General features: G+C 50.0%; 21 protein-coding genes, 1 other RNA gene and 1 pseudogene. 12 read left to right on the top strand and 11 right to left on the bottom strand.

Translation table 11 applies throughout. The annotated features are described in order from the left end of the window. Positions 1-40: 40 nt before the first annotated feature. Together ACOTX7_RS19995 and ACOTX7_RS20000 are read left to right on the top strand one after the other, a co-directional pair. Entirely contained in the window at positions 41-1,090 is a 1,050-nt protein-coding gene (locus ACOTX7_RS19995; RefSeq protein WP_421626147.1) for an AAA family ATPase, read from the top strand. Further along, the gene (locus ACOTX7_RS20000; protein WP_112844574.1) at positions 1,090-1,719 is read left to right on the top strand and encodes a DUF3226 domain-containing protein; all 630 of its coding nucleotides are present in this window, start codon (positions 1,090-1,092) and stop codon (positions 1,717-1,719) included. The genes ACOTX7_RS19995 and ACOTX7_RS20000 overlap by 1 nt, the downstream gene beginning before the upstream one ends. Before the next feature lie 58 nt (positions 1,720-1,777). On the opposite strand, the pseudogene ACOTX7_RS20005 reads toward ACOTX7_RS20000, so the two are convergent. From ACOTX7_RS20005 to smpB, 5 genes and pseudogenes are all read right to left on the bottom strand, one after another. After that, positions 1,778-2,641: pseudogene (locus ACOTX7_RS20005) on the bottom strand (phage portal protein); the annotation flags it as partial. Between the two features lie 160 nt (positions 2,642-2,801). Next, positions 2,802-4,244: a hypothetical protein gene (locus ACOTX7_RS20010; protein WP_112844575.1), complete on the bottom strand. Its 1,443-nt coding sequence runs from the start codon at positions 4,242-4,244 to the stop codon at positions 2,802-2,804. Positions 4,245-4,254: 10 nt separating this feature from the next. Then, on the bottom strand, positions 4,255-5,454 hold the full coding sequence (locus tag ACOTX7_RS20015; RefSeq protein ID WP_112844576.1) for an integrase domain-containing protein: 1,200 nt from the start codon (positions 5,452-5,454) through the stop codon (positions 4,255-4,257). Positions 5,455-5,638: 184 nt separating this feature from the next. Further along, positions 5,639-6,002, bottom strand: a transfer-messenger RNA (tmRNA) gene (gene ssrA, locus ACOTX7_RS20020). Between the two features lie 89 nt (positions 6,003-6,091). Further along, complete coding sequence (gene smpB / locus ACOTX7_RS20025; protein WP_003863115.1) at positions 6,092-6,574, bottom strand: SsrA-binding protein SmpB; 483 nt, start codon at positions 6,572-6,574, stop codon at positions 6,092-6,094. Between the two features lie 156 nt (positions 6,575-6,730). Here smpB and ACOTX7_RS20030 point away from each other — a divergent pair, with 156 nt between their 5' ends. Both ACOTX7_RS20030 and ACOTX7_RS20035 read left to right on the top strand, forming a co-directional pair. After that, positions 6,731-7,168, top strand: a complete 438-nt coding sequence (locus ACOTX7_RS20030; RefSeq protein ID WP_003863117.1) for a type II toxin-antitoxin system RatA family toxin — start codon at positions 6,731-6,733, stop codon at positions 7,166-7,168. Further along, positions 7,158-7,445 carry an RnfH family protein gene (locus ACOTX7_RS20035; RefSeq protein WP_006811644.1) on the top strand — a complete coding sequence of 96 codons (288 nt, stop codon included), beginning with the start codon at positions 7,158-7,160 and terminating at the stop codon, positions 7,443-7,445. The genes ACOTX7_RS20030 and ACOTX7_RS20035 overlap by 11 nt, the downstream gene beginning before the upstream one ends. Before the next feature lie 60 nt (positions 7,446-7,505). Here ACOTX7_RS20035 and bamE read toward each other — a convergent pair whose 3' ends face one another. The 3 genes from bamE to nadK form a co-directional block, all read right to left on the bottom strand. Then, positions 7,506-7,844, bottom strand: a complete 339-nt coding sequence (gene bamE, locus ACOTX7_RS20040; RefSeq protein WP_003863121.1) for an outer membrane protein assembly factor BamE — start codon at positions 7,842-7,844, stop codon at positions 7,506-7,508. Between the two features lie 138 nt (positions 7,845-7,982). Then, positions 7,983-9,644 carry a DNA repair protein RecN gene (gene recN / locus ACOTX7_RS20045; RefSeq protein ID WP_006811643.1) on the bottom strand — a complete coding sequence of 554 codons (1,662 nt, stop codon included), beginning with the start codon at positions 9,642-9,644 and terminating at the stop codon, positions 7,983-7,985. A gap of 85 nt (positions 9,645-9,729) precedes the next feature. Then, complete coding sequence (gene nadK / locus ACOTX7_RS20050) at positions 9,730-10,608, bottom strand: NAD(+) kinase (RefSeq protein WP_017383004.1); 879 nt, start codon at positions 10,606-10,608, stop codon at positions 9,730-9,732. Positions 10,609-10,730: 122 nt separating this feature from the next. Between nadK and grpE the strand changes: the two genes are divergently transcribed. Beyond that, complete coding sequence (grpE, locus tag ACOTX7_RS20055; RefSeq protein WP_032674013.1) at positions 10,731-11,324, top strand: nucleotide exchange factor GrpE; 594 nt, start codon at positions 10,731-10,733, stop codon at positions 11,322-11,324. Positions 11,325-11,375: 51 nt separating this feature from the next. On the opposite strand, the gene ACOTX7_RS20060 is transcribed toward grpE, so the two are convergent. Further along, positions 11,376-12,662: an HlyC/CorC family transporter gene (locus ACOTX7_RS20060; protein WP_221257277.1), complete on the bottom strand. Its 1,287-nt coding sequence runs from the start codon at positions 12,660-12,662 to the stop codon at positions 11,376-11,378. A gap of 19 nt (positions 12,663-12,681) precedes the next feature. Continuing rightward, the gene (locus ACOTX7_RS20065) at positions 12,682-13,473 is read right to left on the bottom strand and encodes a cytochrome C assembly family protein (RefSeq protein ID WP_032674137.1); all 792 of its coding nucleotides are present in this window, start codon (positions 13,471-13,473) and stop codon (positions 12,682-12,684) included. Positions 13,474-13,639: 166 nt separating this feature from the next. Between ACOTX7_RS20065 and ffh the strand changes: the two genes are divergently transcribed. From ffh to ACOTX7_RS20100, 7 genes are all read left to right on the top strand, one after another. Further along, complete coding sequence (gene ffh / locus ACOTX7_RS20070; protein WP_003863132.1) at positions 13,640-15,001, top strand: signal recognition particle protein; 1,362 nt, start codon at positions 13,640-13,642, stop codon at positions 14,999-15,001. A 136-nt stretch (positions 15,002-15,137) separates the two neighbouring features. Beyond that, positions 15,138-15,386: a 30S ribosomal protein S16 gene (rpsP, locus tag ACOTX7_RS20075; RefSeq protein ID WP_003863133.1), complete on the top strand. Its 249-nt coding sequence runs from the start codon at positions 15,138-15,140 to the stop codon at positions 15,384-15,386. Between the two features lie 15 nt (positions 15,387-15,401). Further along, a complete protein-coding gene (gene rimM / locus ACOTX7_RS20080; RefSeq protein ID WP_006811638.1) occupies positions 15,402-15,941 on the top strand; it encodes a ribosome maturation factor RimM in 540 nt (179 codons plus the stop codon). Positions 15,942-15,971: 30 nt separating this feature from the next. Next, positions 15,972-16,739, top strand: coding sequence for a tRNA (guanosine(37)-N1)-methyltransferase TrmD (gene trmD, locus ACOTX7_RS20085; protein ID WP_003863138.1), 768 nt, complete (start codon positions 15,972-15,974; stop codon positions 16,737-16,739). A 43-nt stretch (positions 16,740-16,782) separates the two neighbouring features. After that, positions 16,783-17,130, top strand: coding sequence for a 50S ribosomal protein L19 (rplS, locus tag ACOTX7_RS20090; protein ID WP_002914145.1), 348 nt, complete (start codon positions 16,783-16,785; stop codon positions 17,128-17,130). Between the two features lie 132 nt (positions 17,131-17,262). Then, positions 17,263-17,667 carry a DUF2946 domain-containing protein gene (locus tag ACOTX7_RS20095; RefSeq protein WP_221256358.1) on the top strand — a complete coding sequence of 135 codons (405 nt, stop codon included), beginning with the start codon at positions 17,263-17,265 and terminating at the stop codon, positions 17,665-17,667. Between the two features lie 38 nt (positions 17,668-17,705). Continuing rightward, entirely contained in the window at positions 17,706-19,076 is a 1,371-nt protein-coding gene (locus tag ACOTX7_RS20100) for a PepSY-associated TM helix domain-containing protein (RefSeq protein ID WP_221813670.1), read from the top strand. Positions 19,077-19,078: 2 nt separating this feature from the next. Here the strand turns inward: ACOTX7_RS20100 and ACOTX7_RS20105 are convergent, their stop codons facing one another. Next, positions 19,079-19,564, bottom strand: a complete 486-nt coding sequence (locus tag ACOTX7_RS20105; protein ID WP_006811635.1) for an OmpA family protein — start codon at positions 19,562-19,564, stop codon at positions 19,079-19,081. Between the last annotated feature and the right edge of the window lie 9 nt (positions 19,565-19,573).

A 19,573-nucleotide genomic window follows, 5' to 3' on the forward strand; every position in this document is an offset into this window, starting at 1 on the left:
CCATGGCTCCAGATGACAAACATGATCTCATATCAGGGACTTGTTCGCACCTTCCTTAGAGCTAGATAAGCTTCAACGTGTTAATTTAATCGCAGGTATGAATAACACTGGTAAAACATCTATTCTTGAAGCGATTTATTTACATCATGATAGAATGGCTGCTGATGTTTTGATTGCCCCTCTCGCACGTCGCGGAGTTCAGCAATTTGATTTGTCTGCAGAATATATTTTTCATCCTTATTTCAATAATTTTAATTATGAGAAACCATTCAGAGTTATAACTGAAGATAGTGGTCATAAAAACATTGCTTCATATGCTATGGTTGTGCCAGAAAACCAACGATTGGCTATAAATAAAAATAATTTTCAGATGAATTCTGTTTTGTCATCTGCGGCAGTTATTAATAATGCGATTGAAATTACATACACTTCAGATAATAAACCTCAGGGGAAGGCATTAATTCAAATTGTCAATAATCAAATTGAAATGAAAGTTGAATCAGTGATGACAATTAACCGTGTTGTTGTCTTTGTTCCCGCTTCAGCACGAGGTAATAGTTTTACCGATGCACAATTCATGAGCAAATTGGATATGACCAATGGGCTGGAAACTTTTGTCTCATACTTGAAGATGATCGATGCTAGATTGCGAAATGTATCGCTTCTCTCAATTGGTGGTCAACCAACCATTTATGTCGATGTAGGATTGAAAAGAAAAATACCCATGGTAAACATGGGGGAAGGTATAAGTAAACTAACATCTATTTTGACTGCAATATTATCGAATAAAAATGCTATCATTTTGATTGATGAGATTGAAAATGGTATACATTATTCCTTGATGCCAAAAATTTGGGAAATAATTTTTTCTGCCGCGCAAAAACAAAATTGTCAAATTTTTGCCACTACACATAGTTATGATGTCATAAAGGGTGTTTCTGATTTCATGCGAGACAATGAACTAGATAATTCAAAAAATTCATTTAGTTACATAAGGCTAGATAGAAATAAAGAAGGCGTGGTTGTTCCTAAATATTATGGTCCTTCCGCCCTGCTTACATCTGTTGAACGTGATTGGGATATTCGCTAATGCCATCTAAAATTATAAAAAACAAGTTGCTATTGGTTGAAGGTCAGGATGAAATAAAATTCTTCACTGCTTTCCTCGCAAAGTATGAGATTGCGGATATACAAATTTTAGAATCTAAAGGAAAAGACCAATTTCGAGCTGAACTTGACTTGATTATGAATGAGCGTGAATTTGAAGATGTAATATCTGTAGGCGTGATCAGGGATGCAGATGAAAGTCAGCAAGCTGCTGTAGATAGTATTTGCCATCATCTCCGTCAAGTTGGATTACCAGTTCCAAATGGGCATTGTCAGTTTAAAAGTGACGGTGTCAGGAATGTCGGGGTCTTTATCGCGCCAGGTTTTACTGATAAAGGAATGTTAGAGAGTTTGATTTTGGAATCTTTAGGTGATCACCCCGTTAAAATTGCATCGGGTGAATATCTAGATAATTTAAAGAATTTATTAGCTCCCGTTAATCAGACCTGCGCATTTAATTATCCTAGAAATATTCATAAAGCTCATATGCATGCTTTTTTAGCAGGTATGGAGAAATTTATCCCAAGTGCTGGCCTAGCAGCTCAGAAGGGCTATTATAACCTGGATTCCGATGTATTTAATGAAGTTCGTGATTTTTTGAGGGGGCTTTGACAAGAAGGAGAGCGTGGCTCTCCTTTAATTTTATATTTCGGCAATTTATCATTATTATCTATTCATAAAGTTCGTATGATTTGAATAATATTATATCTAGATCTAACCAATTGTTCAGCTCCTGTAATCGTTTTTGCAGTGGCGTAAGCTCGTTGCGAACAAAGACGCGACTGGCCTTCTCTACATCCCCAAACCCCCCAACATTACTCGGCATGATCCCCATCATTTGCGGCGGAACGCGGTGTGCAGCCATCATGTCGTCCCTACTCACGTTCTTGATATTCAGAAACTCATCCTTTGCTGCGACCTCTGACAGTGGGATGATCTGGATGCCGTCCTTTTTACCGTTTGGCGAGTACATAAACAGGTTGCGGAAGTTGCCAGGCCCTTTGGCGCTTTTCATGGCCTTGCAGATATAGTTCACATCCTCGTGATTCTGCGCGGCGTCGGTCCTGCACATGATAAACCCTACATAGCTGCCGTTGATGTAATAATTGCGGCGAAACAGAGTGGCGGATTCGTTCAGCAGGGTGGAAGGAATTGCGGACAGGTATTCCGGTAGGCCGTAGATTTCTTGGTTTAAATCCGGCTCCATCAGGTGAAAGATGCTGCCTTAAGTGAACTCATATGGCTGCCTGGTCATGCCGTGTTGCACAAACCAGTATGTTTCCAGATCCACGCCGCGCCTGGTGTATTTCGCCAGCGATGGTATCAGTGACAAAATACCGCCGAGGCGGTTGGTGCGCTTCTCAAGATAGGCGTTACCGAATACCAGATAGTCCTGCATGAACCGGCTGAAAGCCTGCTGGCTCAGCAGCGGATGTGGGATAAAAGTGCTGGTCAGAATGTTGCGCTTCACGGCAATGGGTGAGCTGTGATGTACGGCGGCGCGATAGGTCCGTGCGAGCCCGTCAAAGCTGACAGTTTCGTAGGTGGATGAATTTAGCTGGCTGTGATCTCGTTGTAGGGGAGAGCATTGTACACATATAATTTGGATTCGAGAAAGACTGGGTTAGAAAATATATTTATCTCGCATAAAATAACAAAGGCTCAACGAAGTTGATCGTTGAGCCATTATTTATTTATATACGAATGCTAGCAGAATCTTTTTGTTGTGCGTCGATATGAATGATCTTTGAGGCTCTGAAACCTTCATTAACTGCTGCAATTTTAGCCTGTTGAACCTTTTGATATTTTTCACCTAAATGACCAATATCAACTATTACGAAAAATGCACGATCTGTATCGTCACCATTTCTATAAATTTCTAATTGTTTTTCATATCCATGAAGTAATTTACCATTTGATGATAACTTAACTTCTACTAAAACTTTCTGAGCGAAACCTTGCGAAACTTTGAAGTCTACAGGTCCATTACCAGAGTCTGCTTCAGGGCTAATATCCAAGTTATTAGCTCTGCAATATGAATATGCGACAGCAAAAAGTAAGCGTTGGGCCGCTTTTTCTTTACGTGGTTTTTTATCATCTGCCCACATTTCTTTCCACAGACCCTTGTTTTCAATTAGATCTTTGAATTGGTTTAATATCTCATCAACTAAAGCTTCAACTTCATCTAATGTTAGTTTTTTATTGAATTTCGAAAGGTTGAAGGGGTATTTCTTATCTAAAGAAGATACAAGCCTTGACCAAAATAGCTCTCCATTTTTATCAGCTTTAAAATCGTAAGGTTCTTTTTCTACTTCTTTTATTAACTCTAAGAGATCTTCAAAATATTCTTTTTTCTCTAAAGCCCTGCGCTTAGCTTCAGCCTTTTCTTTTTGAGTCATTGATGCGAGTAGTTTGCCAATATTAGTATTAATCCTGTCTCGTAGGTCTGTATTTTCTTTCATTGTACTGACTGCGCCGCTCCAGTCAGTGGATATAGGTAAATCACGAACAATATCTTTAGGAACAAGTATTAGGGGTGTATTAGTTAAAGGATTATGTGGGGCGATGTATTTACTTCCCTTAAATGAGAACTCTTTTGTTGGAATTTGTAGTGTTTTATTAACTCTTTCTGAAAATTCCACTAAGGACTCAAATATAATATTTGTAGTCATGTCACTGATTCTATCAGCTCCAATTCCTTCTTCAAATAACGACATGACCATAAATAAATCAGGGTCATCGATATCCATATTGATAATTTGATAGGCAGTATTCATGGTGGTGTTTACTAATTGTGGTCCGAACCCTGAGCCTTTGGCCGATGAGCCATAACCCAAACATGTCCATCCTATTTCGGAAAATGAAAATAATTTTTTGGCAGCCTTCCAAGCAACGTCACTGTCTTTTTGCTCCTTAGATGCCTTAATTAATTTAATGATTTTTGTGAAAGTGGATATATATTCATTATGAGCATTTAATCTCATTTCGTTATGCTTACTTTCAGGAAGGAGCATAGGGTCAATAAAAAGTAGAGTATCTGTTTCTAATAAAACATCAACAACATCAAGTTGATCAAGAATTAATGGCGATATGTTAAAATATGAAGAAATGGTATCGATAGATTTTACTGTGCTCATGTGTAATCCTTTAATATCTATTAGTAATCTTGACAAAATTACCCCACCAGTCCATTAGCTCAACTCTTTGTTTCAAATAAATGGACCGATTGTACGCTTTCCTAACTTCATTCTTATCAGTGTGTGCTAGCGCAGACTCGATTACATCAGAATTAAAATTAGCTTCGTTGAGAGCTGTACTAGCTATAGAACGTAAACCATGCGCAACTAATTTTCCACCATAACCAATACGTTTTAACGCGGCATTAGCCGTCTGGCTATTCATTGGTTGTTTTGGGTCATTCCGACTCGGAAAAACATGTTCACGATGGGCGCTGATTGGCTTCATCACATCAAGGATCTCTAATGCCTGAGGAGATAAAGGGACTATGTGTTCCCGCTTAGCTTTCATCCGTTCGGCTGGAATCGTCCAGAGCTTTGCATCGAGATCGATCTCTGCCCACCGAGTACCGGAGGCTTCAGAAGGGCGCACAAGAGTCAGAAGTTGCCACTCAATAAGACAACGCGTCGGAACAGACAGATTAGACATAACCAAAGAACGCATCAGCTTTGGTAATTCTTCTGGCCGGAGCGTCGGCATGTTTTGTTTTTTGGGCTTCTCAAAGGCCATCCCAACACCTGATGCTGGATTAGCATCAATCAGGCCAGTGTTTACGGCATAAATCATTATCTCGTTAATGCGCTGCACCAGTCGACGTACTGTCTCAAGCGCCCCACGAGCTTTGATTGGCTCAAGAGCTTCAACCAGTGTCCGGGCTTTGATTTGCTGAACAGGGATTTCACCGATTGCAGGAAATACGTCTTTCTCCAGTGAGCGCCAAATGTCTTTTGCGTAGTCAGGGGTAACGCTTTTGCTTTTTAGCTTGAACCAGTTAGCGGCGACCGTTGAAAAAATACTTTCCAGAGCGATTTGCTGCTCTTCCTCTGCGGCTTCGGCTTGAATTTGTGGGTCGATTTTGTTGGCTAGTAAAGCAAGGTAATCCGCTCTTAGACTTCGAGCATCAGCAAGTGAAAGGGAGGGGAAGGCTCCGAGCCCCATCATGGTCCGCTGCTTTGTTGCCGGACGTTGATAGCGGAAACGCCAGAGCTTTTTCCCGCTGGTTTTCACTATCAGGAAAAGCCCATCGCCATCATGCAGCGTCAGATCCTTCTCTAACGCTTTAGCGCGCAGAACTTCGGTGTTGGTCAGGGGGCGTGTTGTCCGTGCCACTGTGGCCGCTCCTTCATGAATTGGTATACGCTTTTAGGTATACATCCTACCGTATACCTAAACGTATACCAATAATCACCGGATTTGGCCGGATGTTCTCGGACAATAACAGACACAAAAAAGCCCGCAGGGCTTGTGCCGTGCGGGCTTTCTGTACTTCACCGGACGAATCCGGATCATAATGTGGTGGAGCTGGCGGGAGTTGAACCCGCGTCCGAAATTTCTACATCCTCGGTACTACATGCTTAGTTTGTCTTTACATTCGCACGTCAGCTGCGGACAAACACGCCACTAACGAACTAGCCTGATTAGTTTTAACGCTTCAACCCCAGGCAGGGTTTCCACGCGATCTCTTTTGGGTTTGACCTCTCTTTGATCCCCGTCTTAAGAGCGGAAGCTAGGGAGAGAGGGCTCTTAGCAGGTTATTAAGCTGCTAAAGCGTAGTTTTCGTCGTTTGCGACTATTTTTTTGCGGCTTTTAACGAGGCAAACCGCCCCTCGGCATGCACCTTGGGTTTCGCAAATCCCGTCGAATCCAGAATCAGCCCCAATAGTGTTGAACACAGTATACCAGATTTCACTTCTTCGATACCAGCCCGAAACGCTAACTTATTGAATAGTACAATAAGTGCGCAGAATCAACGTCCTGCGTTTTTCATGATACGTGCTTTGTCGAGCTGCCACTCGCGGGCTTTCAGGTCTGTGCGCTTGTCGTGCTGTTTCTTACCTTTCGCCACACCGATTTTCACTTTGCACCAGGCGTTTTTCCAGTATAAAGAGAGCGCAACTACGGTGAAGCCTTCCCGGTTGATGCGTCCGTAGAGGGATTCCAGTTCGCGCTTGTTCAGCAGCAGCTTACGGGTGCGGGTAGGATCGCAGACGTAATGTGAAGAGGCGACGGTCAGCGGCGTAAAGTTCGCGCCGAACAGGAAGGCCTCACCGTCTTTCAGGATCACGTAGCTGTCGCCAATGTTGGCTTTCCCGGCACGCAGCGATTTTACTTCCCAGCCCTGCAACGCAAGGCCAGCCTCGAATTCTTCTTCGATGAAATACTCGTGGCGAGCACGCTTGTTGAGCGCAATGGTCGCCGAACCAGGTTTATGTGCTTTTTTCTTCGTCATAAGTGTCGTAAAGCCGTCGGTAATCTGATTTTAAAAAGTCACCTCATTGCGTCCTGTGAGGTCTAACGCGCTATCTTAGCACGAGATAAGGCTTAGCGTTTTTTTAACAGGTGATAAATGTTATTATTTGTCTGTTGTGTGACCATGGAAAATGCTATGCCTCAGATTAGCCGTACCGCGCTTGTTCCCTACAGCGCGGAACAAATGTATCAGTTAGTGAACGACGTTCAGTCCTATCCGGAATTTATTCCGGGATGCACCGGTAGCCGGGTGCTGGAATCCGGCCCGACGCAGATGACTGCGGCCGTGGATGTCTCCAAAGCGGGGATCAGCAAAACGTTCACCACGCGCAATACCCTGACGAGCAATCAGAGTATTTTGATGCATCTGGTGGATGGTCCGTTTAAAAAACTGATGGGAGGGTGGAAGTTTACGCCACTGAGCGCTGACGCCTGCCGTATTGAGTTTCATCTGGATTTTGAATTTACCAATAAGCTGATCGAACTGGCGTTTGGCCGTATCTTTAAAGAGCTGGCCTCGAATATGGTTCAGGCGTTCACCACGCGCGCCAAAGAGGTTTACAGTGTCGCATAAGATTGCTGTTGAGGTGGTGTATGCGCTGCCGGAGAAGCAGTATTTGCAGCGCGTGATGCTTGAAGAGGGCGCCACCGTTGAGGCGGCTATCCTGGCTTCCGGCATTCTTGAGCTTCGCAGCGACATTGATCTGGCGAAGAATAAAGTTGGTATCTATAGCCGTCCGGTTAAGCTTGGGGATGTACTGAAAGAGGGCGACAGGGTTGAGATCTATCGCCCGCTGATTGCCGACCCGAAAGAGTTGCGCCGTCAGCGAGCAGAGAAATCCGGTAAGTAGCCAAAAAATATTCACAAAAAAGGTGCTCATTGAGCACCTTTTTGCGTTGCTGACGCCTGATTATTTGGTCAGGGCAGGCTTGTTATCGATATTGGTCAGCACACCGGCACTGCTGAAGGTCAGCGTCAGGGTTTGCTGGGTCACATCTTCATGACCAGGCTGCTGGCGGAATACATAGAACCAGGTGTTTGTGCCGAACGGATCGGACATCATCGGGGTTCCCAGGGCATAAGCGACCTGCTGTTGTGTCATACCCACGCGGATTTTGGACACATCGTTAGGGGTAAGGTAGTTCCCCTGGTTGATGTCAGGACGGTAAACCACTTTCTCCAGAGTGGAACAGCCTGCGGTCAACATCAGAAGAACCGCTGCGGCAGCGGTCAGCGTTTTACAGCGCATAGTGATTTGATTCCTTTTCGGGCCCGAGCAGTACGCGGCTCATATGTAATATGCCGATGATAATAGACCTTGCCCCACTTTGAAACCGGTCTGGCGGCGTTTTTGTTGTTCTGTATGACCCTGAGATCCCGAAAAAGTTTATGCCGCCAGCAGTTCTTTCGCATTCGCGAGGGTATTGCGAGTGACTTCGCTGCCGCCGAGCAGGCGTGCCAGCTCCTGCAAGCGTGATCGTTTATCCAGCGGCTTCATGTGCGTTTCCGTCATTTCGCCATCGGTTTCCTTGCTGACGATAAAGTGGTGATGACCACAACCGGCTACCTGCGGCAGGTGAGTCACACACATGACCTGCGTCGATTCACCCAACTGACGCAGCAGTTTGCCGACAACGGCCGCAGTCGGGCCGCTGATACCCACATCCACTTCATCGAAAATCAACGCCGGGGTTTCCATTTTACGGGCGGTAATCACCTGAATGGCCAGAGCGATACGCGACAGTTCACCGCCGGAAGCCACTTTCGAAATGGCCTGCAAAGGCTGGCCCGGGTTGGTGGTGACGCGGAATTCTACGCGATCTGCACCTTCCGCCGTCAGGTGATGTTCTTCAAAGCGAACATCAATGGTAAACACTCCATGCGGCATCGCCAGCGTATGCATGCTGTCGGTAATGTGCTGGCTAAGCTCCTGCGCATAGTGCTGTCGCACGTCGTGCAGCCGTTTCGCCGTTTCCAGCGCCTGCTGATGATGCAAATTGACCGCCAGAGACAAGGTTTCGAGGGAATCGGCCTGATCGTCCAGCTGCTGCTGTTCCTCCAGCAGAGACTGATAGTAATTCGGCAGCTCTTCCGGGGTGACGTGATGCTTACGCGCCAGTGAAATCTGACGGGAGATGCGTTGTTCAAGCTCAAACAGACGGTTCGGGTCGAGGTCCAGACGTTCACAGTAGTGGCGCAGTTCATCCCCGGCCTCTGAAATCTGAATCGCGGCCTCTTCCAGCATCTCCAGCACGCCAGAAAGCTTATTGTCCATGCCGGTCAGTTCGGTAACAAGCTGACGCACGTTGTACAGCTGGCTCTGCAAGTTTACGTCTTCGCCATCCGCCAGCATGTTCAGGGCATTCTGGCTGGTGGAAAGCAGCTGACCGCTGTTGGCCAGACGCTTGTACTCCTCGTCGATTTGCTCAAATTCACCTGCCTGCGGGTTAAATTCGTTCAACTCTTTCAGCTGATATTCCAGCAGCTCGGCGCGCGCGGTACGCTCCTGGCTTTGCTGCTGATGCTGCGCTAGTTCGCGGCAGCTTTGATGCCACTGACGATAGTGCTCCGCCATGAGTTGAGTAAGCGCGTACTCACCTGCGTAGCCATCAAGCAGGGCTTTCTGTTGTTCGGGTTTGATTAACTGCTGGTGCGCATGCTGACCGTGGATCTGAATAAGCAACTGGCCCAGCTCGCGAAGCTGGGAAAGGGGAACTGCTGTACCGTTGATAAACCCGCGGGAACGGCCATCGCTGCTGATGACACGGCGAAGTAAACACTCACGTCCGTCTTCAAGCTGGTTCGCTTCCAGCCAGCGCAGGGCGGCAGGCGTGTCTTTTAACGAGAAGCGGGCGCAGAGATCGGCACGGGCTGCGCCTGTGCGCACCATATCACCCTCTGCACGACCGCCGAGGCACAAGCCGAGGGCATCAATGGCAATGGATTTACCTGCACCGGTTTCACCGGTAATCGCCGTCATTCCGCTATGGAAGTCGATCTCAAGCTCACGAACAATGGCAAAGTTGCTGATGGTCAGTTGTGCCAGCATAATTGTTTTCCTGTATGAAAAACCATGACTGTGTTTGTATACAGTATAAACTGGTTTTATATACAGTAAAGTGCTGGATGCAAAATCAGAACAATTTTTTTGACCAGCCGAGTTTGGAGCTTAATGTATTGAAATAGCTGTAATCTTTCGGGTGAATCAGGTTCAGATGGTAATCGCAGCGGCGAATGAGGACATCTTCTCCTTCCTGAATGGGAAGCGCAATCTGACTGTCGCAGCTGATCTCCAGGTCGTTACGGCGATGGGAAAAACGCAGACGGATGGTGCTGTCGCCGTTGATCACCAGCGGACGCGCCGAGAGCGTATGGGGGAACATCGGCACCAGGGTTATCGCATCCAGCGATGGCGTCAGTATGGGGCCTCCGGCTGAAAGCGAGTAGGCAGTTGATCCCGTCGGGGTTGAAATAATCAGCCCGTCAGAACGCTGAGAGAACGCGAAGATTTCGTCGATATAGACTTCGAACTCGATCATGTGTGCCACTTTACCGGGGTGGAGAACCACCTCGTTAATGGCGGTGCTGATGCGCTTCTGGCAGTCCTGCTGACACACCTGCGCTTCCAGTAAAAACCGTTTTTCACTGATATAGTGACCTTCCAGCACGTCCGCCAGTTGCTGCTGCGCATTGTCCGGGTCGAGGTCGGTCAGGAAACCGAGATTGCCACGGTTAATACCAATAACCTTAATGTCATAGCGAGCCAGCGTTCGCGCCGCGCCCAGCATATTGCCATCGCCGCCGACCACCACGGCGAGATCCGCCTGCTGGCCAATTTCCGCCAGCGTGCCGGTTCTGACGCTTTTAAGCTGCAACTCCTGGGCGATCTGCTGCTCGACCATCACTTCATAGCCTTTACCACACAGCCAGCGATACAACATTTCATGTGTCGTCAATGCGGTAGGGTGACGCGGATGGCCGACGATCCCAATACACCTGAAATGATTATTCATTTTCTGGAGGTCCTTGTGCCTGATGAATGATGACAATCTGCCTTGTTCCCTTGAATCCAGGAAACTGATCCCCATAATAAGCGAAGTTAGCGAGATGAATGCAGAAAAACGCGGAGAAATTCATGAGTAGTAAAGAACAGAAAACGCCTGAGGGGCAAGCCCCTGAAGAAATTATCACGGAACAGCACGATGAAGTTGAGGCAGTAGAGCCAGACACGTCTGCTGAGCAGGTGGACCCGCGCGATGAAAAAATTGCCAACCTGGAAGCTCAGTTGGTAGAAGCGCAGAATCGCGAACGCGATGGCGTTCTGCGTATCAAAGCGGAAATGGAAAACCTGCGCCGTCGTACCGAGCTGGACGTTGAAAAGGCGCACAAATTTGCGCTGGAGAAATTCGTCAACGAACTGCTGCCGGTGATCGACAGCCTGGATCGTGCGCTGGAAGTGGCGGATAAAGCTAACCCGGATAACGCGGCGATGATTGAAGGCATTGAGCTGACGCTGAAATCCATGCTGGATGTGGTGCGTAAGTTCGGTGTTGAAGTGATTGCCGATACGGATGTCCCGCTGGATCCAAACGTTCACCAGGCTATTGCGATGGTGGAATCCGAAGACGTTACCGCGGGTAACGTACTGGGCGTGATGCAGAAAGGGTATACCCTGAACGGTCGTACTATTCGCGCTGCGATGGTGACCGTGGCGAAAGCGAAAGCGTAATTTGCCGCCCCGTAGTGCCGGGTGGCGGCTTCGCCTTACCCGGCCTACACATTACTCGGCGATACTTTCGCGTAAAGGTTTAATGGGCAGGACTTTCACCTGCTTAATCATGTTGTCCTGAACGTCCAGAATATCAATATCATACTGCTCAATACGCACGCGCGTACCAGCCGCCGGGATCTCTTCCAGCGCCTCCAGAATCATACCGTTCATCGTCCGCGCTTCGTCTTCCGGCAAATGCCAGTTAAACGCTTTGTTGATTTCACGAATGTTGGCGCTGCCGTCGATAAGCACTGACCCGTCGTTCTGCGGGGTGACTTCTTCCGCAAGGGAAGGTGACATCGACGTGGTAAAGTCCCCGACAATCTCTTCCAGAATATCTTCGACCGTCACCAGCCCCTGGATGTCGCCGTATTCATCCACCACCAGGCCGACTTTCTTCTTGTTTCGCTGGAACTTTACCAGCTGTGTGCTGAGCGGGGTACCCTCCGGCACGTAGTAAATTTCGTCGGCGGCGCGCAGCATCACCTCTTTGGTGAACTCGTTTTTCTCGGTCATCAGGCGATAGGCCTCGCGCACGCGCAGCATGCTGATGGCATCGTCGAGGGAATCGCGATAAAGCACGATGCGCCCGTGTGGGGAGTGCGTCAGCTGGCGGACAATGGCCTTCCAGTCGTCGTTGATATCAATCCCGACGATTTCATTGCGCGGCACCATGATGTCGTCAACGCTGACCTTTTCCAGATCCAGAACCGACAGAAGCATGTCCTGATTGCGGCGGGAAATCTGCGAGCGGGATTCGTTCACGATGGTACGCAGTTCATCTTTGCTGAGCGCGCTACTGATGGTAACGTCTGCCTTTATACCGACCATGCGCATCAGCACCCGTGTCACCATATTCAGCAGCCAGACCAGCGGCATCATCAGAATAAGCAGCGGTGCTAACAGGAAGCTGCTCGGGTAGGCCACTTTTTCCGGGTAAAGCGCCGCGATGGTTTTGGGCAGCACTTCCGCAAACACCAGCACCACAAACGTGAGTACCCCGGTGGCTATCACCACGCCTGCGTTGCCGTACAGACGCATCCCGACGATGGTGCCCAACGCAGAAGCGAGAATATTGACCAGGTTGTTACCGATAAGCACCAGGCTAATCAGGCGGTCCGGCTTACGCAGCAGCTTTTCGACACGACGCGCGGCACGGTTACCCTGCTTGGCACGATGACGTAACCGGTAGCGGTTCAGGGTCATCATGCCGGTTTCAGAGCCAGAGAAATATGCGGAGATGACCACCATGATGACCAGAATGACGATCAGCGTAGTGGTAGAGATGTGTTCCAGGGGGAACTCCTTTTGTTACTTAGCCAGCAAATTGCTGTATGAAGCGGCTACCAAAATAGGCAAGCGTGAGAATGCCCGCACCCGCAACGTTGAACCAGACCACGCGACGACCGCGCCAGCCTTCATGATAATGGCCCCATAACAGGACAATATAGACAAACCACGCGATGATGGAGAGGACAGCTTTATCGATATTCTCCACGCTGAACAGGTTCTTCATATAAAACAACCCCGTGCACAGCGTCAGCGTCAGCAGAACCACACCGACCTGGGTGATGTGGAACATCTTACGCTCAATCACCATCAGCGGCGGCATTTCGTGGTTAAACGCAAGCTTTTTATTTTTCAGCTGGTAGTCAATCCAGGCGAGCTGCATGGCGTAAAGGGCGGCGATGATCAGCGTCGCGTAAGAGAACAGCGACAGGCCTATATGCACCAGCATCCCCGGCGTCGCTTCCAGATGGGTAATAAACTCATTGGGCATGAACGTGGCTAACGCCAGGTTGATCAGCGCAAAGGCGTAAACTATCGGCAGCAGCAGCCAGCCACGGTTTTTAGACGCGACAATCGTCATGACCGTACAGATCATCAGGCTGACCAGCGAGCCGACGTTCAGCACGCTCAGATTTTGGACGCTGCCGTCGCCGGGAATGATGCGTGATTCCAGCGCAAACGCGTGGCTAACCAGTGCGATCACTGCCGAAAGAATAGCCATGCGCCGCCAGCCGCTGTTTTTTTGCAGCAGTCCGGGAATGATCAGCGCGAGGCTGACAGAGTAGGCAACAAGGGCGATCAGTGCGAAAACAGGCATATAGGCGTCGACAGTTGTCTTAATAAGAAAGAGAAGCAGTATAACGTTACGTGACGCCTGCTCCAACCGTTGCATAACAACAAAGGCGCCTTCATGTTATACTCCGGCAAAATTCTGTGTATGTGTCGCTCAGGCGACCTAACGTTTCTACCCCAGGCGAGAGACAATGTTTGATAATTTAACCGATCGTTTGTCGCGCACGCTGCGCAACATCAGCGGCCGTGGACGCCTCACCGAAGAGAATATCAAGGAAACGCTGCGCGAAGTGCGCATGGCGCTGCTGGAAGCAGACGTCGCGTTGCCGGTCGTGCGTGATTTTATCAACCGCGTGAAAGAGAAAGCGGTTGGCCATGAAGTGAACAAGAGTCTGACTCCGGGTCAGGAGTTCGTCAAAATCGTCCGTAACGAGCTGGTTTCGGCGATGGGCGAAGAGAACCAGGTGCTTAACCTGGCGGCTCAGCCGCCGGCTGTCGTGCTGATGGCGGGTCTGCAAGGTGCGGGTAAAACCACCAGTGTTGGTAAGCTGGGGAAATTCCTGCGCGAAAAGCACAAGAAAAAGGTGCTGGTGGTGTCGGCGGACGTGTATCGCCCGGCGGCGATCAAACAGCTGGAAACGCTGGCCGAGCAGGTTGGCGTGGACTTCTTCCCGTCCGACGTGGCGCAGAAGCCTGTCGACATCGTTAACGCGGCGCTGAAAGAGGCGAAGCTGAAATTCTACGACGTGCTGCTGGTGGATACCGCCGGTCGTCTGCACGTTGACGAAGCGATGATGGACGAAATCAAGCAGGTGCACGCCTCTATCAACCCGGTAGAGACCCTGTTTGTTGTTGACGCTATGACTGGCCAGGATGCAGCGAACACGGCGAAAGCGTTTAACGAAGCCCTGCCGTTAACTGGCGTGGTGCTGACTAAAGTCGACGGCGACGCCCGCGGCGGTGCGGCGCTGTCTATTCGTCATATCACCGGTAAGCCGATTAAATTCCTCGGCGTGGGCGAGAAAACCGAAGCGCTGGAGCCATTCCACCCGGATCGTATTGCCTCCCGTATCCTCGGCATGGGCGATGTGCTGTCGCTGATCGAAGATATCGAGAGCAAAGTTGACCGCGCGCAGGCAGAGAAACTCGCCAGCAAGCTGAAAAAAGGCGACGGTTTCGATCTCACCGACTTCCTTGAACAGCTGCGTCAGATGAAAAACATGGGCGGCATGGCAAGCCTGATGGGCAAGCTGCCGGGCATGGGGCAGATCCCGGATAACGTCAAATCGCAGATGGATGACAAAGTGCTGGTGCGTATGGAGGCAATCATCAACTCCATGACGCTGAAAGAGCGTGCGAAGCCAGAAATCATCAAAGGTTCCCGCAAGCGCCGTATCGCAGCCGGTTGCGGCATGCAGGTACAGGACGTTAACCGCCTTCTGAAACAGTTCGACGACATGCAGCGCATGATGAAAAAAATGAAGAAAGGCGGCATGGCGAAGATGATGCGCGGCATGAAAGGCATGATGCCGCCAGGATTCCCCGGCAGATAAATCGTGTTTAATGCTCAGTATCAAGATGCTGATTGCATTTTCCCCAGAAATCAGTAAAATTTTCGGGCTTTTAATATGACACCCGGGCTCCGTTCCTCGATGGGGCCCGGTTGTTTTATTCACACAAGAGGATGTTATGGTAACTATTCGTTTAGCACGTCACGGCGCTAAAAAGCGTCCGTTCTACCAGGTTGTTGTGACTGACAGCCGTAATGCACGCAACGGTCGCTTCATCGAGCGCGTTGGTTTCTTCAACCCACTGGCCGCTGGCGCAGAAGAAGAAACCCGTCTGGATCTGGATCGTATCGCTCACTGGGTTGGCCAGGGCGCTACTGTTTCCGATCGCGTTGCTACGCTGATCAAAGCAGCAAACAAAGCAGCTTAATCTGTCACGGTGGTCATGATGAGCAATAAAGCACCTGTTGAACCGATCGTATTGGGAAAAATGGGTTCTTGCTACGGTATCCGTGGTTGGCTCAGAGTGTTTTCCTCCACTGAAGACGCTGATAGCATTTTTAATTACCAGCCCTGGTTTATCCAGAAAGCCGGTAAGTGGGAAGAGGTCGAGCTGGAAAGCTGGCGTCACCACAATCAGGACATCATCATCAAGCTGAAAGGCATTGACGATCGTGATGCCGCGAATGCGCTGACTAATTGTGAAATTGTCGTGGATTCGTCGCAGTTGCCACAGCTGGAAGAGGGTGACTACTACTGGAAAGACCTTATGGGTTGCCAGGTAGTGACCACTGAAGGCTACAGCCTGGGTAAAGTCATCGACATGATGGAAACCGGGTCAAATGACGTTCTCGTCATTAAGGCAAACCTTAAAGATGCATTTGGCATCAAGGAGCGGTTGGTTCCGTTCCTCGATGGACAGGTTATCAAGAAAGTCGATCTCGCTACTCAAACCATTGAAGTAGATTGGGATCCTGGTTTTTAATTCTCCGGATAAACGGTAAAAGACGGCGCTATGTGGATTGGCATAATTAGCCTGTTTCCTGAAATGTTCCGCGCGATTACCGATTACGGGGTAACTGGCCGGGCAGTAAAGAATGGCCTGCTGAGCATCCAGAGCTGGAGTCCTCGTGACTTCACGCATGACCGGCACCGTACCGTGGACGATCGTCCTTACGGCGGCGGACCGGGGATGTTAATGATGGTGCAACCCTTACGGGACGCCATTCACACAGCAAAAGCCGCGGCAGGTGAAGGCGCGAAGGTGATTTATCTGTCACCTCAGGGACGCAAGCTTGATCAAGCGGGCGTGAGCGAACTGGCGACGAATCAAAAGCTGATTCTGGTCTGTGGTCGCTACGAAGGGATAGATGAGCGCGTAATTCAAACCGAGATTGACGAAGAATGGTCTATCGGCGATTACGTTCTCAGCGGTGGTGAGTTACCGGCAATGACGCTGATTGACTCCGTTGCCCGGTTTATTCCGGGTGTTCTGGGCCATGAAGCTTCGGCAACGGAAGATTCCTTTGCTGATGGATTGCTGGACTGTCCACACTATACTCGTCCTGAAGTGTTAGAAGGGATGGAGGTCCCGGCAGTGTTACTGTCTGGAAACCATGCCGAGATACGTCGCTGGCGTTTGAAGCAGTCGCTGGGCCGAACCTGGCTTAGAAGACCTGAACTTCTGGAAAACCTGGCTCTGACTGAAGAGCAAGCAAAGTTGCTGGCCGAGTTCAAAACTGAACACGCGCACCAGCAGCATGAACATGATGGGAAAGCGTAATACGCTCCCGAATATCAGTTTACCCAGGATAAGAGATTAAATTATGAGCAACATTATTAAGCAACTTGAACAAGAGCAGATGAAGCAGGACGTACCTTCCTTCCGTCCAGGTGACACCGTGGAAGTGAAAGTATGGGTTGTTGAAGGTTCCAAAAAACGTCTGCAGGCATTCGAGGGCGTGGTTATCGCTATTCGTAACCGCGGTCTGCACTCTGCATTCACTGTTCGTAAAATTTCCAACGGCGAAGGCGTTGAGCGTGTCTTCCAGACTCACTCTCCGGTAGTTGACAGCATTGCTGTTAAACGTCGTGGTGCTGTACGTAAAGCTAAACTGTACTACCTGCGTGAGCGTACTGGTAAGTCTGCTCGTATTAAAGAGCGTCTGAACTAAGATTCGCTTAAGCGACATCCTGTTAGAAAGGGCTGGCCGAAAGGCTGGCCCTTTTTTTATCTCATCGCACCTCTCGCGTTAACCCTTCTGTCATAAATCATTTACAATGTTCGCCTCTTGGGTGGAGGGTAAGTGGATAACGTACTGCATCAGCATAACTGGAAACGCGCAGCGGCATTGACCGCGCTGTTTGCGATCCTGCTGATCGTCGTGGCGCCGCTGATCTCCGTCTCGCTGCAAAAAGATCCCATGAGCGCCATGCCTGGCATGCACCATGACATGAGCATGATGTCGATGGACGAGCACCATGGTGAAATGTCACATTCCATGCCAGTCGACCATGCAGAAGCGTGCGGCTACTGCGTGCTGTTAGCCCATGTGCCGGGCGTGATGCTGGCGCTGATTGTTCTGCTCAGCGCGGTGTTGCAGCGGTTGCGGGTGAAGCCGCCTCGTCAGGCGGTCAGCCACTGGCACTTTTTCCCCTGGCTTTACCCAGATACCCGCGCGCCGCCGCGTCGGTCTGCTTTCTCCCTTTAAAACAAAATCACTCACTTTTTGCCTTAAAAAGGAAAAGTATGACTACCTGCACTCCGCGCGCGGCATGGGGAAATCTGCTGCGTCGCCTCCATTTCTATATCGGGCTGTTTGTCGGTCCGTTTATCTTCTTCGCCGCACTGACCGGTACGCTGTATGTGGCCACGCCGCAGCTTGAAAATGCGCTGTACCATCACGCACTCCACACGGATGCCGTGGGTGAGGCGCAGCCTCTTGCTGAACAAATTGCCGTCGCGGAAAACGCAGTGGGTTCAGCGCTGCGTTTACATGCCGTTCGTCCAGGGCTGGAAAAGGGCGAAACGACCCGTGTGATGTTTGCCGACCCGACGCTGGGTCCCTCCGAGCACCGGGCTGTTTTTATTGATCCCGCCAGCCTTGAGGTTCGAGGGGATATGACCGTGTACGGCACCAGCGGGATTTTACCGCTGCGTCAGACTATCGATTATCTGCATACCTCGCTGATGCTGGGCAACCTCGGGCGGCTCTATAGCGAGTTAGCCGCCTCCTGGATGTGGGTTGCTGCCCTGGGGGGGATCGCGCTGTGGTTCTACACCCGGCCGAAGCGTCGCATTAACAATCGTTTCCAGAATCGTCGTCGCCTGCATGTGATCTTAGGCTGGACGCTGCTGGCGGGAATGCTGCTGTTCTCCGCCACTGGTTTAACCTGGTCACAATGGGCCGGGGGTAACGTTGATAAGCTGCGGGCAGAGATGAACTGGCTGACGCCGCAGGTAAATACCACCCTTTCCGGTGCGCCGGAAATGAGGGATGAACACGCCGAACATCGTGGTCATCACGGGGGAGTGACGATGCCTGAAATGCCAGTCAAACTGTCGCTTTTTGACAGCGTATTGCAGGTCGCCCGCCAGTCAGGGATTGATGCGAACAACGTTGAGATCCGCCCGGGAAGAGGCGCTAACCAGGCCTGGACGGTGACGGAAATCGATCGCCGCTGGCCGACGCAGGTTGATGCCGTAGCCGTGGATCCTCACTCTCTGAAGGTGCTGGACAGCACTCGCTTCGGGGATTTCCCGCTGATGGCTAAACTGACCCGCTGGGGCGTGGATTTCCATATGGGGATCTTGTTTGGTCTGGCAAACCAGCTGCTGCTCATCGCGTTTGGTGTTGCGCTGTGTGTGTTGATTATCTGGGGATACCGGATGTGGTGGATGCGTCGCCCTGCGACGTCAGCCGCGAACCCGGTACAAACGCTCTGTCAAAGCTGGCTGGCATTGCCGCTGTGGGGAAGGGGAGTGACGTTCCTGATAAGCGTTCTGCTGGGGCTGGCGTTGCCGGTCATGGGCGTCAGTCTGGCGGTATTTATTGTCATTGACTGGCTGCGCTGGCGAGCGGCTTCAGATGTGTCGCTCGCCGGGACATCCGTTAAATAGCCTTAAGGCGTGCTGATAACCACCGCAACCCGGCGGTTTTCAGCGCGCCCTTGCGCAGTATGGTTACTGCTGACAGGGTATTTTTTGCCTAAACCCCGCGTGGTGAGGTTGCTGCGCGGGATGTTCGCGCCCTTCGCCCAGGCATCCGCCACGACATTGGCCCGTTTTAACGAAAGCGCTTCGTTGTAGCTCTCTTCGCCATAGTTATCCGTATGGCCGTCCATGCGGGCATGATTCAGCCCGGTTGCCGCCAGACGTGAGGCCATAGTCTGGATCTGCGTTTCACTTTCCGGGCGCAGTCTGGCGTCATTTTTATCAAACAGGATCTTATCCGACAGGCCCAGGGACCAGTCGCCATTCAGTTCGTTAAAGCCGTAGGATTTCATGGCCGCTATTTGCTCTGGCGTGAATTTCCCTTCAGGGGATGTCTGGCATCCGGATATCACCAGTGACGCCAGTAACAACGGCGCAAAATATCGCTTTAACATATCGTCTTC

Origin of the sequence: Enterobacter cloacae complex sp. IR5418, from assembly GCF_049238105.1 — a bacterium.
Classification (GTDB): Bacteria; Pseudomonadota; Gammaproteobacteria; order Enterobacterales; family Enterobacteriaceae; genus Enterobacter; species Enterobacter hormaechei.

Excerpts from the sequence above, each read along its gene's own strand:
- ACOTX7_RS20065 (WP_032674137.1), bottom strand. The coding sequence starts at position 13,473 with ATGCCTGTTTTCGCACTGATCGCCCTTGTTGCCTACTCTGTCAGCCTC.
- trmD (WP_003863138.1), top strand. The coding sequence starts at position 15,972 with ATGTGGATTGGCATAATTAGCCTGTTTCCTGAAATGTTCCGCGCGATT.
- ffh (WP_003863132.1), top strand. The coding sequence starts at position 13,640 with ATGTTTGATAATTTAACCGATCGTTTGTCGCGCACGCTGCGCAACATC.
- ACOTX7_RS20030 (WP_003863117.1), top strand. The coding sequence starts at position 6,731 with ATGCCTCAGATTAGCCGTACCGCGCTTGTTCCCTACAGCGCGGAACAA.
- rpsP (WP_003863133.1), top strand. The coding sequence starts at position 15,138 with ATGGTAACTATTCGTTTAGCACGTCACGGCGCTAAAAAGCGTCCGTTC.
- bamE (WP_003863121.1), bottom strand. The coding sequence starts at position 7,844 with ATGCGCTGTAAAACGCTGACCGCTGCCGCAGCGGTTCTTCTGATGTTG.
- ACOTX7_RS20105 (WP_006811635.1), bottom strand. The coding sequence starts at position 19,564 with ATGTTAAAGCGATATTTTGCGCCGTTGTTACTGGCGTCACTGGTGATA.
- rplS (WP_002914145.1), top strand. The coding sequence starts at position 16,783 with ATGAGCAACATTATTAAGCAACTTGAACAAGAGCAGATGAAGCAGGAC.
- smpB (WP_003863115.1), bottom strand. The coding sequence starts at position 6,574 with ATGACGAAGAAAAAAGCACATAAACCTGGTTCGGCGACCATTGCGCTC.
- ACOTX7_RS20000 (WP_112844574.1), top strand. The coding sequence starts at position 1,090 with ATGCCATCTAAAATTATAAAAAACAAGTTGCTATTGGTTGAAGGTCAG.
- ACOTX7_RS20010 (WP_112844575.1), bottom strand. The coding sequence starts at position 4,244 with ATGAGCACAGTAAAATCTATCGATACCATTTCTTCATATTTTAACATA.
- recN (WP_006811643.1), bottom strand. The coding sequence starts at position 9,644 with ATGCTGGCACAACTGACCATCAGCAACTTTGCCATTGTTCGTGAGCTT.
- ACOTX7_RS20100 (WP_221813670.1), top strand. The coding sequence starts at position 17,706 with ATGACTACCTGCACTCCGCGCGCGGCATGGGGAAATCTGCTGCGTCGC.
- rimM (WP_006811638.1), top strand. The coding sequence starts at position 15,402 with ATGATGAGCAATAAAGCACCTGTTGAACCGATCGTATTGGGAAAAATG.
- grpE (WP_032674013.1), top strand. The coding sequence starts at position 10,731 with ATGAGTAGTAAAGAACAGAAAACGCCTGAGGGGCAAGCCCCTGAAGAA.
- nadK (WP_017383004.1), bottom strand. The coding sequence starts at position 10,608 with ATGAATAATCATTTCAGGTGTATTGGGATCGTCGGCCATCCGCGTCAC.